This window comes from Frankia sp. CpI1-P, from assembly GCF_001421075.1.
In the GTDB taxonomy this organism is placed as follows: domain Bacteria; phylum Actinomycetota; class Actinomycetes; order Frankiales; family Frankiaceae; genus Frankia; species Frankia torreyi.
Genome location: NZ_LJJX01000009.1, coordinates 1 through 15,448 on the forward strand (window position 1 = coordinate 1; position 15,448 = coordinate 15,448).

The 15,448-nt window shown below is 74.8% G+C and carries 8 protein-coding genes and 12 pseudogenes; 14 read left to right on the plus strand and 6 right to left on the minus strand.

Annotated features, from left to right (window positions below):
- Positions 1 to 155: 155 nt before the first annotated feature.
- Positions 156 to 464, plus strand: a 309-nt coding sequence (locus tag FF86_RS08080; protein WP_242418386.1) for a WhiB family transcriptional regulator, incomplete at its 3' end; no start/stop codon positions are given.
- Between the two features lie 264 nt (positions 465 to 728).
- On the opposite strand, the pseudogene FF86_RS43200 reads toward FF86_RS08080, so the two are convergent.
- From FF86_RS43200 to FF86_RS43210, 4 pseudogenes are all read right to left on the minus strand, one after another.
- Positions 729 to 940: pseudogene (locus FF86_RS43200) on the minus strand (ArsA family ATPase); the annotation flags it as partial.
- 1 nt (position 941) lies between these two features.
- Positions 942 to 2,138 (minus strand): annotated as a pseudogene (locus tag FF86_RS08085) (ArsA family ATPase); the annotation flags it as partial.
- Positions 2,135 to 2,705: pseudogene (locus FF86_RS43205) on the minus strand (ATPase); the annotation flags it as partial. The pseudogenes FF86_RS43205 and FF86_RS08085, both read right to left, overlap by 4 nt.
- Position 2,706: 1 nt before the next feature.
- Positions 2,707 to 3,202, minus strand: a pseudogene (locus tag FF86_RS43210) (ArsA-related P-loop ATPase); the annotation flags it as partial.
- Between the two features lie 107 nt (positions 3,203 to 3,309).
- On the opposite strand from FF86_RS43210, the gene FF86_RS31700 reads away from it, so the two are divergent.
- The 6 genes and pseudogenes from FF86_RS31700 to FF86_RS43225 form a co-directional block, all read left to right on the plus strand.
- Complete coding sequence (locus FF86_RS31700) at positions 3,310 to 3,477, plus strand: DUF4177 domain-containing protein (protein ID WP_095212072.1); 168 nt, start codon at positions 3,310 to 3,312, stop codon at positions 3,475 to 3,477.
- Position 3,478: 1 nt separating this feature from the next.
- Positions 3,479 to 3,955: a RidA family protein gene (locus tag FF86_RS08095; protein ID WP_044883902.1), complete on the plus strand. Its 477-nt coding sequence runs from the start codon at positions 3,479 to 3,481 to the stop codon at positions 3,953 to 3,955.
- Positions 3,956 to 4,034: 79 nt separating this feature from the next.
- Positions 4,035 to 4,430 (plus strand): annotated as a pseudogene (locus FF86_RS43215) (NUDIX hydrolase); the annotation flags it as partial.
- 580 nt (positions 4,431 to 5,010) lie between these two features.
- Positions 5,011 to 5,853, plus strand: coding sequence for an MBL fold metallo-hydrolase (locus FF86_RS08105; protein WP_044883903.1), 843 nt, complete (start codon positions 5,011 to 5,013; stop codon positions 5,851 to 5,853).
- Between the two features lie 604 nt (positions 5,854 to 6,457).
- Positions 6,458 to 9,258: pseudogene (locus tag FF86_RS08110) on the plus strand (AAA family ATPase); the annotation flags it as partial.
- Between the two features lies 1 nt (position 9,259).
- A pseudogene (locus FF86_RS43225) lies at positions 9,260 to 10,137 on the plus strand (tetratricopeptide repeat protein); the annotation flags it as partial.
- A 250-nt stretch (positions 10,138 to 10,387) separates the two neighbouring features.
- Here FF86_RS43225 and FF86_RS08115 read toward each other — a convergent pair.
- Both FF86_RS08115 and FF86_RS08120 read right to left on the minus strand, forming a co-directional pair.
- Complete coding sequence (locus FF86_RS08115) at positions 10,388 to 11,077, minus strand: Crp/Fnr family transcriptional regulator (protein ID WP_035923438.1); 690 nt, start codon at positions 11,075 to 11,077, stop codon at positions 10,388 to 10,390.
- A 545-nt stretch (positions 11,078 to 11,622) separates the two neighbouring features.
- Positions 11,623 to 11,859 (minus strand): hypothetical protein, encoded by a 237-nt coding sequence (locus FF86_RS08120; RefSeq protein ID WP_009741745.1) that lies wholly within the window; start codon positions 11,857 to 11,859, stop codon positions 11,623 to 11,625.
- A gap of 157 nt (positions 11,860 to 12,016) precedes the next feature.
- Here FF86_RS08120 and nth (FF86_RS43230) point away from each other — a divergent pair.
- From nth (FF86_RS43230) to FF86_RS43265, 7 genes and pseudogenes are all read left to right on the plus strand, one after another.
- Positions 12,017 to 12,239: pseudogene (gene nth / locus FF86_RS43230) on the plus strand (endonuclease III domain-containing protein); the annotation flags it as partial.
- A gap of 14 nt (positions 12,240 to 12,253) precedes the next feature.
- Positions 12,254 to 12,683: pseudogene (nth, locus tag FF86_RS43240) on the plus strand (endonuclease III domain-containing protein); the annotation flags it as partial.
- 62 nt (positions 12,684 to 12,745) lie between these two features.
- Complete coding sequence (locus FF86_RS08130) at positions 12,746 to 13,741, plus strand: CoA pyrophosphatase (protein WP_313954310.1); 996 nt, start codon at positions 12,746 to 12,748, stop codon at positions 13,739 to 13,741.
- Between the two features lie 310 nt (positions 13,742 to 14,051).
- Positions 14,052 to 14,243, plus strand: a pseudogene (locus tag FF86_RS43250) (plastocyanin/azurin family copper-binding protein); the annotation flags it as partial.
- Positions 14,244 to 14,261: 18 nt separating this feature from the next.
- Positions 14,262 to 14,432, plus strand: a 171-nt coding sequence (locus tag FF86_RS43255) for a CvpA family protein (RefSeq protein WP_242418413.1), incomplete at its 3' end; no start/stop codon positions are given.
- Position 14,433: 1 nt separating this feature from the next.
- Positions 14,434 to 15,062: pseudogene (locus tag FF86_RS43260) on the plus strand (CvpA family protein); the annotation flags it as partial.
- A 1-nt stretch (position 15,063) separates the two neighbouring features.
- Positions 15,064 to 15,446: pseudogene (locus tag FF86_RS43265) on the plus strand (trypsin-like peptidase domain-containing protein); the annotation flags it as partial.
- Between the last annotated feature and the right edge of the window lie 2 nt (positions 15,447 to 15,448).

Sequence of the window (15,448 nt, forward strand, 5' to 3'; positions counted from 1 at the left end):
CCCAAACATTAGTGGCGACGGTCTACTAGTCATTTGGACAACCACCCGTGTGGGGTCTGTGCCGTGGCCACGCCACTCCGTACGGTTTCGGGTCAACGCCACGTCACCACCCGCACGGGCCCCCTGACCCGGACTCGAGAAGAAAGGCAGGTGGCATGACCAGAAGCCTGGCCCCCGCCGTCAGCACGACCCTGCGCGCCAACCCGACCCACCTCGTGGGTTCCACCGTCGACGGCGACTGGACGGCACACGCCGCCTGTCGCGACCTCGACCCGGATGAGCTGTTCGTCCAGGGCGCCGCCCAGAACCGGGTGAAGACCCGGTGCTTCGGCTGCGCCGTCCGCACCGAGTGCCTCGCCGACGCCCTCGACAACCACGTCGAGTTCGGCGTCTGGGGCGGCATGACCGAGCGGGAGCGCCGCGCGCTGCTGCGACGCCGCCCGGACGTCACGTCCTGGCGCAAGNTGCTCGCCGACGCCCAGGCTGATCATCGATCAGCGTCCGCCGGATAGCCCGGACGGGGACGCTGCGCCCACCGAGCCGGCCCGGTCCACCGTCCGGCCCGACACCGCGCGGCAGCACACCCGCCCGACCACCNCATGACCGGCACGGGCCCACCAACCCGTGACCCGCACCCGATTCCGCCCGAGGACAGCGTCGTCCCGGTTCGGAACGCAGTCCTTTCCGCCGGCCCTGCGTCAGCCGACGCGGTATCAGCCGACGCGNTATCAGCCGGCCCGTTCCAGCCGCTCGACCCGAGCCAGCGCGTCGCCGATCTCACGCAGACCCGCCAGGTCGTGCACATCCTCGGACAGCGCCTCCACCTCCACCAGCGGGGTGTCGGGATGGGCGCTGGTGAACCGCTCCCGTAGCCGCGCCTCCCGGCTGGCCAGCCGCGCCCGCTCGGCGTGGATGCGCAGCACCGCCGCCGCGAGTGGATNCTCCCCGTGCTCATCGAGGTTCTCGGCGGCCGCCAGGCTGCGCTCGACGGTGAGCGCCGTCGCGTCGCTGTGGTGCATCCGGTTGACCACCAGCCCGGCCAGCGGCATCCCCTCCGCGTCGAGCCGATCGACGAAGTACGACGCCTCGCGCAGCGCCGCCGCCTCGGGCGCGGCGACGACGACGAACGAGGTGCCAGGATCGCCGAGCAGGCGGTAGGTCTCCTCCGCCCGGGCCCGGAAGCCCCCGAACATCGTCTCCAGCGCGGCGACGAACTGGCTGACGTCCATGAGGAGCTGGGCGCCGAGCACCTTGGTGATCACCTTGGTGAACATGCCGAGACCGGCGCCGAGCACCTTCGCGTAGGCCCGCCCGCCGGCCTTGGCCGGCGCGAGCAGCAGCCGCAGCAGCCGCCCGTCGAGGAAGGTGCCCAGCCGCGTCGGCGCGTCGAGGAAGTCCAGGGCCGACCGGGTGGGCGGCGTGTCGACGACGATGAGATCCCACTCGCCGCTCGCGTCGAGCTGGCCGAGCTTCTCCATCGCCATGTACTCCTGCGTCCCGGAGAAGGAGGACGACAGCGACTGGTAGAACGGGTTCGCCAGCAGCGCCTCGGCGCGCTCGGGCGTACTGTGCGCCAGGACGATCTCGTCGAACGTCCGCTTCATGTCGAGCATCATCGCGTCGAGGCGACCGCCGGCGGCGCCGTCGACCCCGGCCACCTCCCGCGGGGTGTTGTCGAGCGCGGTCAGGCCCAGCGACTGGGCGAGCCGGCGGGCCGGGTCGATGGTCAGGACCACCACGTCGCGCCCACGCTCGGCGGCGCGCAGCGCCAGCGCCGCGGCCGTGGTGGTCTTGCCGACACCGCCCGAGCCGCAGCAGACGATGATGCGCTCGGTGTCGAGCATCGCGTCGACGTCGAGCAGCGGCGCCCCCGCCGGGTGCGGCCGGACCCGGCGGGTCGCGGTCCCGGCGGACCGGCCCGCCGCCCGCCCCGTCGACCCGCCGGAGCGGCGACGCGGGCCCTCGCTCCTGGTCTCGTTCGCTCCGGTGCCCGCCTTCGCGGCGCCGGCCGCCTTCGCAGCGCCGGCCGTCCTCGCAGCGCCGGCCGCCTTCGCCGGTCCCGCCGTGGCCTTGGCCGATCGGGAACTCTTCGCCACCTGCGGCCGGTCGTCGCCGGACGTCGAACCCACGGCGCTCACCCCACCATCTGCTGCGCGCGCAGCATCTCCGCAAACCGGTAGATCGTGCCGACGTCGACCCCGTCCGCGACCAGCGGTACCTCGTACACCGGGCGGCCGAGCGCGGCGATCTCGGCCCGTTCGGCCGTCTCCAGCGCCACCCGGTCGGCGTGCTGGGCCGCCTCCCAGGCCAGCGCGTCCACCAGATCGCGGGTCGGTTCCAGACCCGCCTCCTTGATCCCGGCGGCGAGCTCCTCCCGGTCGAGCTCGCCGCGGCGGGCCAGCCGCGACTGGCCGACCTTCAACAGGGGCGAGCGGGCCATGTTGACGATCACCCCGCCCAGCGGCAGCCCGACCCGGGTGAGCTCGGCGACGCCGTCCACGGTCTCCTGGACGGGCATCTCCTCCAGCAGCGTCACCAGGTGCACGGCGGCACGTTCGGGCCGCAGCACCGCCATCACGCTGTCGGCCTGGGCGCGGATCGGACCCATCTTGGCCAGCCCCGCCACCTCGGCGGTCACGTTGAGAAAGCGGGAGATCCGCCCGGTGGGCGGCGCGTCCAGCACGACCGCGTCATAGGCGAGCCCCNCCGGACGGGTGGCGTCGGGGCGGTTGACGGCCTCCTTGACCTTGCCGGTCAGCAGCACGTCGCGCACCCCGGGCGCGACCGTCGTCGCGAAGTCCACCGCGCCGATCTTGCTCAGCGCCTTTCCGGCCCGACGCAGGTTGTAGAACATCTCCAGGTATTCCAGCAGGGCCTCGTCGGCGTCGATCGCGAGCGCGAACACCTCGCCGCCGCCGGGCGCGCTGGCCACCTTGCGCTCCTGGTAGGGCAGCGGCGGGGTATCGAACAACTGTGCGATCTGCTGGCGCCCCTCGACCTCGGTGAGCAGGATCCGCCGGCCGCCGGTCGCCAGCGCCACCGCCAGTGCGCCGGCCATCGTCGTCTTGCCGGTTCCGCCCTTGCCGGTGACGATGTGCAGCCGGCGATCCCACGGACCGCTCGCCTCGTCGTCGGAGTCCTCGGTCACCGTGCGCTTGCCACTCACACGCTCGACCGTACCCGCGCGCCCGGCCCCCGCCATGTCGGAAGCCGTGAGCTCCCCCGCGGCGGGCGCCCGCGGACCGAACGAGGCCGTCGTCCCCCGCGGTGTCCGGGGCGGGGAGACCGGATGCTCTAAGGTCCGGTGTCATGCAGACGAAGTGGGAGTACTTCACGGCCCCGTTGCTGATCCACAACACCAAGCAGATCCTCGACACCTTCGGCGAGGACGGGTGGGAGCTGGTCCAGGTCATCCCCGCTCCCACGAACCCCGAGGGCCTCGTCGCCTACTTCAAGCGGCCCAAGGGCCAGGCCTGACTTGACCAGCCCGAGCGCCCGCCTGGCCGAGCTGGGACTGACGCTGCCGCCGGTGGCCAGCCCGGCGGGCGCCTACCTTCCCTCGATCCGCGACGGCGATCTGGTCTGGACAGCCGGGCAGTTGCCGCTGGTCGACGGGCGGCTGGTCGCCACCGGCCTGGTCGGGGAGGCCGTCGACGCCGAGCGGGCGGCGGAGCTGGCGCGGATCGCGGCGCTCAACGCGCTGGCGGCCGTCGCCGCGCAGGCCGGCGGCCTGGACGGGATCGTCCGGATCGTGAAGCTGGTCGGGTTCGTCGCGAGCGCCGCCGGGTTCACCGCCCAGCCGGTGGTCCTCAACGGGGCGAGCGAACTGTTCGTCGACGTCTTCGGCGACGCCGGCCGGCACGCTCGTTCGGCGGTCGGGGTCGCCGCGTTGCCGCTGGGCGCGCCGGTGGAGGTCGAGGTGGTGGCCCGGGTGGCGGCCCTCGCCCGGGACTGAGCGGACCCGCCGGGGCCAGGCGGCGAGGTCCGACCTCGATCGGCGGCGGCCACCGGTGGTCCTCACTAGCATCGGCCTCATGGTCGATCACAAGGCTGCCCTGCTCGCCCGGCTGCAACGGTCGCTGGTCGTCGTCCGCGATCCCGCCGGTCCCGGCGCCGCGGCGGGGGCACCGCGGCCGCCGGTGGGCTCGTCGGCGCCCGTGCGCGATGCCGCCACGGTCGTCCTGCTGCGCGACGCTCCGGGCGGTCGAGGCATCGAGGCGTACTTGCTGCGGCGGGTGACAGGGATGGCGTTCGCCGGCGGGATGTACGCCTTTCCCGGCGGCCGGGTGGACCCGACCGACATGGGGCCGGATGTGCCCTGGGCCGGGCCGCCGGTCACCGAGGTGATGCACGCACTCGACGCGGACCCCGCGCTCGCCCGGGCGCTGGTCTGCGCCGCGGTGCGCGAGACCTTCGAGGAGTGCGGCGTGNTGCTGGCCGGTGCCGTTCCCCGGGATCCAGCCGACGGGACGGCCGCTGCGCCGAGCCTCGACGAGACGGCCCGTGCCGAGGCCCGCCGGGCCCTGGAGCACCACGAGCTCGGGCTGAGCGAGCTGCTGCGCCGCCACGACCTGGCGCTGCGGGCCGACCTGCTCGCGCCCTGGGCCCGGTGGGTCACCCCGGAGATCGAGCCTCGGCGCTACGACACCCGGTTCTTCGTCGCGGCCCTGCCCGGCGGACAGTCCCCCGAGCAGCCCTCCCGGGAGGCCGACCGGATGGAGTGGATGCGGCCCGTCGACGCGCTCGAGCGGCACGCCGCCGGCGCGCTGGGCATGCTGCCGCCCACCGCGTTCACGCTGGCCGAGCTGTCCGAGCACGACGACGTCGCGTCGGTCCTTGCCGCCGCCCACGCCCGCGACCTGTCGCCGATCATGCCGAAGATCCTCGTCAGCGGCGGGGAGGCACACCTGCTGTTGCCGCACGACGAGGCGTACGACCCGCCGGGCGGCGGCGGACCGGGCGACAGCGGACCGGGCGACAGCGGACCGGACCAGCGATAAGGCTTCAGTCATGACGACTCCTCGACAGGTCACCCCGCTGGCCGCGGTGCTGCTCGCCCCGAACCCGGGTCCGATGACGCTGGACGGCACCAACACCTGGCTGCTGCGCGCCGCCGGCGAGCAGGGGTGCGTGGTGGTGGATCCCGGGCCCGACGACGCGGGGCACCTGGCCGCGGTGGCGACCGCCGGCCGTGTCGAGCTGATCCTGCTCACCCACGGGCACGCCGACCACAGCGCCGGCGCCGCCGCGCTGCACCGGCTGACCGGCGCCCCGGTCCGCGCGCTGGACCCGGCGCACCGCCTCGGCTCGGAGGGGCTCACCGCCGGCGACGTGATCGCGACCGCGGGGATCGAGCTGCGCGTGCTGCCCACCCCGGGCCACACCTCGGACTCGCTGTCGTTCCTGCTCAGCGGCGACGAGCGGCCGGCGTCGGGCCCGCCCGCGGACGCCGCCGGCAGCGCCGGCCTGCCGTCCGGGCCGGGGGTGCTGACCGGGGACACGATCCTCGGTCGCGGCACCACCGTCGTGGCCCACCCCGATGGGCGGCTCGGCGACTACCTCGACAGCCTGCGGCTGCTGCGGGAGCTGGGGGAGACCACGGTGCTGCCGGGGCACGGCCCCGAGCTGCCCGCCGCCGGCCGCGCCGCGGAGCAGTACCTGGCCCACCGCCGGGGCCGCCTGGACCAGGTCCGCCGCGCGCTGGCCGACGCCGGGGTCGACGCCGCCGAGGCCGACCCCGCCGACGTGGTCCGCCGGGTGTACGCGGACACCGACCGGGCGCTGTGGTTCGCGGCCGAACTTTCCGTCAGGGCCCAACTGGACTACTTGCGGCAGCATCCCGACATCCCCTGAACGAGCCAGGCACTTCGGGTTGGTCCCCGTGCTCGCGACCCGTGACATATCCTCACGGCGGCCGTGAGCGGGGCCACCCGTTCGGCACTCGCGGGCCAGCGGCCCCGGCCCGGGCCCTCCCAGCCCCACCGCGGGCCGCTGACCAGGCAGATCAGGGAGTCCGGCTGCGGCGGGACGGCACCCGATCGAGCCTCGCCGCGCCCGGCGACGCGGGGCTGGACGACCCCGGTACCACCGGGAGGCACCAACGCGGCCGCGATCGGTCACCCGACCGGAGGGGATGCCGGGAAGGAGACCCAGACCACTAAACTTTGGCACGGAGGGAACCGATCGTGCGCAGGATGACGACTTCGACCAGCCGGAGGCCGAGCGGCCGGTCCGGGGCGGCCTACGGCCACCCGGTCGGGCGAGACGCGGCGCCGGTGCTGCCCCTACCCCGGGAGGCCCGCAGATGAGGGTGCCCGCGCGATCCCCACGCCCCGGGCGGCGGCGACCATGGTGATCTCCGCACCGCACACGGGGCCGCTGCGCTGCCCCCGGTGCGGCTCGGCGGCCGTCCCCGGCGGACGGTTCTGTTATCACTGCGGCCTGGAGTTCACCCAGNCCGAAGCCCCGGCGTCCGAGGTCCCGGAACGGCGCGTCGTCACCGTACTGTTCGGCGACCTGTCCGACTTCACCGGCTGGGCCGACAACCGCGACCCGGAGCGCGTCGGCGAGATGACCGACCGGGTGCTCGCCGCGCTCGCCCACGAGATCGACGAGGTCGGCGGGCGCGTCGACAACCTCACCGGCGACGGCATCATGGCCGTCTTCGGCGCGCCCACCGCCCACGAGGACGACCCGGAGCGCGCGGTGCGGGCCGCCGCCGCGATGCAGGAGACCGTCCGCCGGCTGGTGCAGGACACCGCCGGTGACAGCGCGGAGGGCCGCCTCGGCCTGCGCGTCGGGATCAACACCGGCGAGGTCCTCGCCGGGGTGCAGGCGGCCATCTCGTACACGGTGATCGGCGACACGGTGAACACCGCGGCCCGGCTGTCGGCCGCGGCCACGATCGGCACCGTCTACGCGGGCCGCGAGACGGTGCTGGCGACCCGGTCGGTGGCGAGCTGGCGTGAGCTGCCCGACCTCGTCCTCAAGGGCAAGCGGGAACCGGTGCCGGCGTACGAGCTGATCAGCCTGCGCCCCTCCAACGTCGCCCGGCCGGGTCTCGCCGACGACGCGCCGTTCCTCGGCCGCGACGCGGAGCTGGCCGCCCTGGAGACGCTCTTCGCCGAGGTCGTCACGCGGCGCTCGCCGGAGGTCGCGCTGATCGTCGGCGAGGCCGGGATCGGCAAGACCCGGCTGGCCAGCGAGCTGGCCAACCGGGCTGAGCGGACACCCGGCACGGTGGCGCTGTGGGGACGCACGGTCCGTCACGGCGACGGCCGCGGCCTCGCGCCCCTCGTCGACGTCGTGCGCAACGCCTGCGGTGTCACGGACGGCGACTCGCTCGACCGGGTGGCCGACCGGGTCCGGCGCACCGTGGCGGGGCTGTCCCATCCCCTCACCGGGGCGCGGCTGCCCGCCGGCATCGCCGACCGCTTACTCCTGTTGCTCGGCGTGCCCCTGGACCGGCGGTCCACCATCCCGGCCACTACCCCGGGTGATCCGGCGGCCCGCGCCTCCCACATCGAGGAGGCCGAGCAGCGCGCCGTGGAGGCGACGGTGGAGGCCGTCGCGCTGCTGCTCAGCGCGCTGGCGCGGTCCGGGCCCATCCTGGTGCTGATCGACGATCTGGAGTGGGCGACGAGCCAGCTCAGTGACGCGATCGGCCGGCTCGCCTCGCGCCTGTCCGGGCCGGTCCTGCTCGTCCTGCTCGACCGGGCCGGACCGCGCCTGGCCACCCTCCCCCGGATCCGGCGCATCGACCTGCAGTCGCTGAGCACGGAGGCGTCCAGCCTGCTGTTGCAGAGCCACCTGCGGGGCAAGACGCTGGAGCCGCACACCCGCGACGACCTGCTCGCCCGGGTGCACGGCAACCCGTTCTTCCTCGTCGAGCTGCTCAACCTCCTCATCGACCGGCGGCTGCTGCACCCCGGCGACGGCACCGGCGACGGCGAGCAGGCCGAGCTGGTGCTCGACGGCTCGTTGGCCGAGACCCCGTTGCCCGCCGGCGTGCAGTCCGTGCTCGCCGCCCGCATCGACGATCTGGACCCGGTCGCCAAGGCGGTGCTGCGGGCCGCGGCGGTGCTCGGCCGGCGCTTCCCCGCGGAGGCGCTGCCGATGGTCGACGAGCGGCCGGCCGAGGAGGTCACCCGGGCGCTGGAGGTCCTGACCGAGCGCCAGCTCGTCCGCCCGCCGCGGGCCGCCGAGACCCGCTGGCGCTTCGTCCACCCGATGGCCCGGGACGTCGCGTACGCCGGCCTGCCGAAGGTCGAGCGGGCCCGCCGGCACGCCACGGCTGCCCGCTGGGGCGTCACGGCGATGATCGGCAGCTCCCGCTCCGTGTCGACCTTCGTCGCCGGCCACGCCCTGCGTGCCTACGACCTGGCCGCCTCGATGGGCCTGCCGCCGGGCGACCCGGCCTGGTCGTCCCGGATGTCCGGGTTCCACGCGCATGTCCGGCTGGCCCGGGCGGCGCTCGCCCGCGACGACCACCGGACCGCGGCCGACCTGCTCGCCCATGCCCGCCGGCTCGGCCGGGGCATGATCGACACGCAGGAGGACAACGTCGTCCGGGTGCTGCACGCCGAGGCCCTGGTGGGGCTGCGTCACCTCGACGAGGCCGAGCGCACCCTGCGACCGGCGCTGCGGGCCGGCGCCCCCGCCCGGCGCGCCGCCGCCTTCTCCGTGCTCGGGGAGCTGCGCCAGAAGCAGGGCCGGACCGAGGAGGCGGCCCAGTGCCTGCTCACCGCGCTGAAATCGGCCCGCCAGGCCGGGGACGAGCGGGCTACGGCCGCGGCGCTGCGCCGGCTCGGCATGCTGGAGTACAACGCCGGCCGGATCGGCGCGGCCGAGGACCGGTACCGCGAGGCCCTCACGATCGCCCGCCAGGTCGACGACCCGCGCGGCGTCGGCTGGGCGTTGCAGCACCTGGCCTGGAGCGCCACCACCCGCGGGGACTACCCCCGGGCCGAACGGACGCTGCGTGAGGCGTCGGCGGTGTTCGAACGGCTGGAGGACACCGGCGGGCTCGGCTGGTGCCGGGGCACCGAGGCACTGGTGCTCCTGCTGTCCGGCCAGCTCACCCGCGCCCGCAAGCTCACCCGCGAACTGATCGAGATCGCGGGTTCCGTCGGCGAGCAGTGGGGCATGGGTGTCTGCCTGACCGTGGACGCGATCGCCGCCGCGGAGCTGGGGGACATCGCCGCCGCCGAGTCCCACGCGCAGCGGGCCACGGAGCTGTTCGAGAACTCCGAGTACACGNGGGGATCGATGCTGGTACTGGTCGCCCGGGGGCTCGCCGCCCGCGGCGCGGGCGAGCCGGCCCGCGGGGCGCGGTACCTGGAGCAGGCCTGCGACCAGGCCGCCGAGCGCGGCCACGTGGTCGTCGGCGCCCTGGCGCGGGTGCTGCTCGGGCTGACCCTGCTCGACGCCGGCGAGGTCGACAAGGCCGCGCAGGCCGCTGAGATCGCCCTCACCGACCTCGAGCACCTGGAGCTCCACCCGCACGCCCAGCTCGGGGCGAAGGTGCTCGTCGCCCAGATCGCCCGCGCCCGCGGCCGGACCAGGGCCGCACTGGACCTGCTTCGGGAGGCGCTGTCGGCGAGCGAGCCGGCGACGCTGATGTTCCCCCGCCGCCAGGCGTACGCGCACCTCGCCGGCATCCTGCTGGACGCGGGCCAGCCGGCCGAGGCGCTCGAGGTCGCCCGGCGGGCGGTCGCCGTGGACGCCGAGGACGTGCGCGCCCAGGTGCTGGGCTACCGGGCGCTGGGCACGGCGCTCGTGGCCAACGGCGATCTTGAGGGCGGCCGCGGCGCCTACCTGCGGGCGCTCGCGGCGGCGACCGCGACCGGCGCCGTCAGCGAGGCGCCGCAGACCCGGCGGCTGCTGGCCAGCCTGCCGCCCAGCGGGGGCCCCGCCGGGGCCGGCGGCCCCGCGGGCAGCGGTGACGGGCCGGCCGGCGACGCAGGGCCCACCGGCGGCCCGGACACGGGCGTCCCCGCCGCGGCGGACGCTCGGTCGCGGCGCGCGCAACCGGCCGCGGCACAGGCGCAGGAACGCCCCCTGCCGGGGACGGCCGCGGACGCCGACCACGCGCGGGCCGCGTCCCCACCGGCCGCGGTCGCGGGCAGCGCCGGCTGACCTGCGGGGGCGCCGTGAGGTGACGTCAGGGGCCGGCGGGCGGGTCGTCCATCGGGGGCGACCCGCCCGCCGGCACGGTGTGCGGGCGTATCGCGGGGCGCGGATGTATCGCGGGGCGCGGATGTAGGGCTGTCGGGCTGGGCGCGGGCGATGGGACGGGCGTCTGGCTGCGCGGACGGGCGGGCGGCTGGGCGCATGCACCTGCGGGCCGTCCGGGCGGACCCGGGACGGCGCGTGACGAGCGCCGGGACTAGCGGGCTCGGCGGGACAGCCGTTCGCGGTCCAGCAGCACGACGGCACGGGAGTCCAGGCGAAGCCAACCACGGGTGGCGAAGTCGGCAAGCGCCTTGTTCACCGTCTCCCGGGAGGCGCCGACCAACTGGGCCAGCTCCTCCTGGGTGAGCCCGTGCTCGACCCGGACACCGGCCGCCTCGTTGCCGGGCTGCGCCGGCTCACCGAACCGCTCCGCCAGGTCGAGCAGGGCTTTCGCCACCCGACCCGGAACGTCCGTGAACACCATGTCCGCGACGTTGTCGTTGGTACGACGGAGCCGACGGGCGAGCACGCGCAGCAGCATTGCGCCCGCCTCGGGGCGGGAACGCAGCCAGGGCCGCAGCGCGGTGTGCTCCAGCGACAGCAACGACGCATCCGTGACCGCGGTCGCGGTAGCCGTGCGTGGACCGGGGTCGAACAACGAAAGCTCTCCGAAGAGGTCACCAGGACCCATTACGGACAGCAGGTTCTCCCGGCCGTCAGCCGACTGACGCCCTATCTTCACCTTTCCGGACAGGACCACGAAGACCCGATCACCGACATCTCCTTCTCGGAACAGCACGTCCCCGCGGGTGACGTCCTGCCGATCAAGATGGTCGGAGAGGGCCAGCCGGTCCTGTTCGGAGAGCCCGACGAACAGCGGTACGCGGGCAAGCAGATCCTCCACGGTCCTGAGCATGCCAGGACTAGCGATGGAGGGCACGAGCAGGGACCCCCTGCAATGAAATTGCTCCATGCAGGTGAACGTGGAGCGACCGACCGTGCGCCGTTCGCGAGAATCCGCCCTTGATCAGGCACTTCCGGATGCCACGTCCGGGTGTTTTAATCCCCACCACCGCGCCTCGCCACGGGCCGCGGGAGCCGTCTCGCCCGGACGGGCCAGGTGGGCACCGGGTCCATCGGCCCAGCCGCCGGCGGGCCGATGGACCCGCCCTCGGTGTCCGAGGGGACGGCCGGGGGCCGCCGGGGCCTTCGGCCCGGGTCCCGCGGGACTCCCCGCCCGGCGTCGCTTCCCCACAATGCCCGCCGCCCGAGCCCCCCACCTGCGGCAACGCCCGCAGGCGGCGGACTGGGCGGAAAAGCCGTCGGATGCGCCGCCCGCCGCGCACCCATACCCGGACCGTTGATGGCGCGCGGCGGGCGACATGTGGTATACGCCAGCACCGGCCATCCACCCGGCACCGGAAGAACGGCCGAAGGCGCGCCGNGGCATCAGGCCGCCCGATGCTTGCCGGGCGACGGGCGGCGCAGCCGGCGCCGGTACCGCTCGAGCGCGGCGGGCAGGCCCTGTTGGACGAAGGTGTCGACCTCGTCCGGTTGGGCGTTGTCGAGGAAGCCCTCCAGTCCCTTGCCCGTGTCGGCGGCGTTCAACGGGCGTTCCACCCGTTCCATCGCCAGCAGAAGTCCGAGAAGCACCAGAGGAAAGAAGATCGCGGCAATGACAAACATGACTCCCCCATGGTGGCCGACGGGCGATCGGCAGACGCACCGGGGGTGGGTGTGTCGCGGATCGGGTTGCCGAGGCCCGTCATGACCACACGGCACGCCCACCGGTGCCAACCAGGCCGGATCGGCCGGCGGATACGCTGCGAGACATGCCCGCCGNCGTCGACACCGCGACCGAGACGCCGCTCGCGAAGACCCGGCGGGCCCGGCGGATCGTGCGTCTGCTGGGCGAAGTCCACCCTGATGCCCGCATCGCGTTGCACTTCGACAACGCTCTCGAGCTGCTGGTCGCCACGGTGCTGTCCGCCCAGTGCACCGACAAGAAAGTCAACGAGGTCACGCCGGCGGTGTTCGCCAGGTATCGGTCGGCTGCGGACTACGCGNCTGCCGACCGGGNCGCACTCGAGACGCTGCTGCGGCCGACCGGGTTCTTCCGCGCGAAGGCGAACTCGCTGATCGGCATCGGCGCGGCGCTCACCGAGCGCTTCGGCGGCGAGGTCCCCCGCCGGCTCGACGAGCTGACCACCCTGCCCGGCGTGGGCCGCAAGACCGCCAACGTCGTCCTCGGCCACGCGTTCGACACCCCGGGCATCACCGTGGACACCCACGTCGGGCGCCTGTCGCGCCGCTTCGGGCTGACCGCCGAGACCGATCCGGTCCGGGTCGAGGCCGACCTCGCCGCGCTCATCGAGCGCCGGGAATGGACGATCGCCTCCGATCGGATGATCTTCCACGGCCGGCGTTTCTGCCACTCCCGCCGACCAGCGTGCGGCGCCTGCGCCCTGGCCCGACTGTGCCCCTCGTTCGGGCTCGGTCCCACGGAGCCGNNCGAGGCCGCCAAGCTCGTGCGGGGNACACGCGGCGACATCGAAGCCTTGCGGTGAAGGAGATGTCCACACCTTCGCCTGCTTCCCCCGACGCGCCCTGCCCCGTTCCCCCCGACGCGACGGCGCCGCCGGGTGCCGCCCCGCCCCCCAGGATCGCCACCCCGGCCGAGGTCGCCAGTCCCGTCGAGGTCGCCCGCCCCGGAGAGATCGCCCACCCCGGAGAGATCGCCCACCCCGGAGAGATCGCGCCCCCACCCGCGGTGCCACGTCCGCCGGGTCCCGCCGACGTCGCCCCCGCCGACGTCGCCCCCGCCGGAACCGCCCCCGCTGGCACGTCCACACCGCCGGCGTGGCTGCGCACGCTCGCCGACCGGCTTGGGGACGCGTTGATGACCGGCCGGACCCGCCCGGGCGCGCGCGCCGTCGACGCCCGGCCGGCGGCCGTACTGATCCTGTTCGGCGACGGCCCGGACGGACCGGACGTCCTGCTGCTCGAACGGGCGGCCGAGCTGCGCAGCCACGCGAGCCAGCCCGCGTTCCCCGGGGGGGCTGCCGACGCCACCGACGCCGACCGGGTCGCCACCGCGCTGCGGGAGGCCGCGGAGGAGGTCGGCCTCGACGCGGCGGGAGTCGAGGTGCTCGCCGTCGCCTCGCCGCTCTACCTGCAGGCCAGCCACTACCTCGTCACCCCGGTGCTCGCCTGGTGGCACACCCCGTGCGCGGTCGCGCCCGTCGACCTCGCCGAGACGTCGTTCGTCTCCCGGGTGCCGCTGGCCGAACTCGCCGACCCGGCCAACCGGGTGATGCTGCGCTACGCCCAGGGCGGCCTGCTCAGTCCGGCGTTCCGGGTCCACGGCATGCTGGTCTGGGGCTTCACCGCCGGCATCCTCGACATCCTGCTGCGGCTGGGAGGATGGGAGCGCCCGTGGAACCGTTCGGCGGTGGTGGACTACCCGCTCCCGCGTGAGGTTCCCGCGGCTTCCCCACCGGCCAAGCCGGCCACACCGGCCACACCGTCCCCACCGGCTCCGCGGCAACGCTCGTCGAGTACGCCCTGAGCCGGCCGACCGCGCCCCGACACGAAAGGCACCACCGATGACCTGCACCGCGGACCGCGACCAGGCGGCCCGCCCGTCGGACCTGGGCTCGCCCCACCAGCGAGCGTCCCGCGCGGCCGCGCTGCTCGGGCTGGTCCTTGCCGTGCTGCTGGGCGTGGCGGGCTGCGGCGGCGACGGCGGCGGCAGTCCGTCCGCCGGCCCCACGCTCAGCGCCACCCGGGGGGCGGACGGCGTCCAGGTGTTCGCGGTCACCGGCCTGCCGAGCATGAAGTTCTCCGCCACGGAGCTGCTGGCGAAGCCCGGGAAGATNCGCGTCGACTTCTCCGTGGCGCAGGGCTCGGCGCCACACAACTTCGTCGTCCCGCGCATCCCCGCCGCGCACACCAGCATCGTCTCCGCCGGTGAGTCGCAGAGCGTCACCTTCACCGTGACGGAGCCGGGTGACTATCCGGTGGTCTGTACCCTGCATCCCAACATGACGGCCACGCTGAAGATCGCCTGAGTCCGGGCCGACCCCGCCGTGCCCAATGTGCTCGACGTCGTCCTGCTGGTGCTCGTCGTCCTGTTCGCGGTCTCCGGCTATCGACAGGGCTTCCTGGTGGGCGCCCTGTCGTTCGTCGGCTTCCTGGGCGGCGGAGTGCTCGGCGCGAAGATCGCGAAACCGTTCACCGAGCTGATCGGTCAGCAGGGCNACGGCGCGCTGGTCGGCCTGCTCGTCGTGCTCGGGCTCGCCCTGGCCGGCCAGGTCGCCGGCACGGCGATCGCGGTCGCGCTGCGCGATCGGTTGACCTGGCGGCCCGGTCGGGCCGTCGACGCCGCCGCCGGGGCGGTGCTCTCCGGCGTCTCGGTGCTGCTCGTCGCCTGGCTGCTGGCGAACGCCGTCGAACGCTCGCCCTTCGAGTCCCTCGCCCGGTCGGTCCACGACTCCCACGTGCTCGCGGCGGTGGACGCCGGCATGCCGGACGGGGTCCGCGAGACCTTTGCCGACCTGCGCCAGATCGCCGACGACAAGGCCTTCCCGGAGGTCTTCGCCGGCCTCGGGGGCGAGCGGATCATCGCGGCCGGCCCGCCGGACCCGACCACCACCCAGGCCGCCGGGGTGCAGTCCGCGGCGGCGAGCATCGTGAAGATCCGCGGCGTCGCCCGGTCCTGCGACCAGCGGGTCGAGGGATCCGGCTTCGTGATCGCCCCCCAGCGGGTCATGACCAACGCCCACGTGGTGGCCGGCGTCCGCCACCCGACGGTCGTGCTGTCCACCGGCACCCTGCCGGCCGAGGTCGTGGTGTTCGACCCGGACCGGGACGTCGCCGTGCTGCGGGTGNCGGACCTGCAGCGCCCCCCGCTGCGGATGCGGGCCAGCCCGCCGGCCGCGGCCGAGGAGCCGGCGGTCATCGCCGGGTATCCCCAGGACGGGCCCTACACCACCGTGGCCGCCCGCGTCCGCAACCACCAGCGGGCCCGGGCGGCGAACATCTACGAGCACGGCACCGTCGTGCGCGACATCTACGCCGTTCGCGGCCGGGTGCTACCGGGGAACTCGGGCGGCCCGCTGCTTGCCCCGGACGGGACCGTGCTCGGCGTGGTGTTCGCCGCGGCCATCGGCGACGATGACACCGGGTACGTGCTCAGCGCCGCCGAGGTCGCGCAGCCCGCCACGGTCGGCAGCGTCGCGGTGACGCCGGTCAGCACGCAGGGCTGCGACTGACG

Coding starts and splice junctions, on each gene's coding strand:
- FF86_RS31700 (WP_095212072.1), top strand. CDS start 3,310: ATGCAGACGAAGTGGGAGTACTTCACGGCCCCGTTGCTGATCCACAAC.
- FF86_RS08105 (WP_044883903.1), top strand. CDS start 5,011: ATGACGACTCCTCGACAGGTCACCCCGCTGGCCGCGGTGCTGCTCGCC.
- FF86_RS08120 (WP_009741745.1), bottom strand. CDS start 11,859: ATGTTTGTCATTGCCGCGATCTTCTTTCCTCTGGTGCTTCTCGGACTT.
- FF86_RS08130 (WP_313954310.1), top strand. CDS start 12,746: ATGTCCACACCTTCGCCTGCTTCCCCCGACGCGCCCTGCCCCGTTCCC.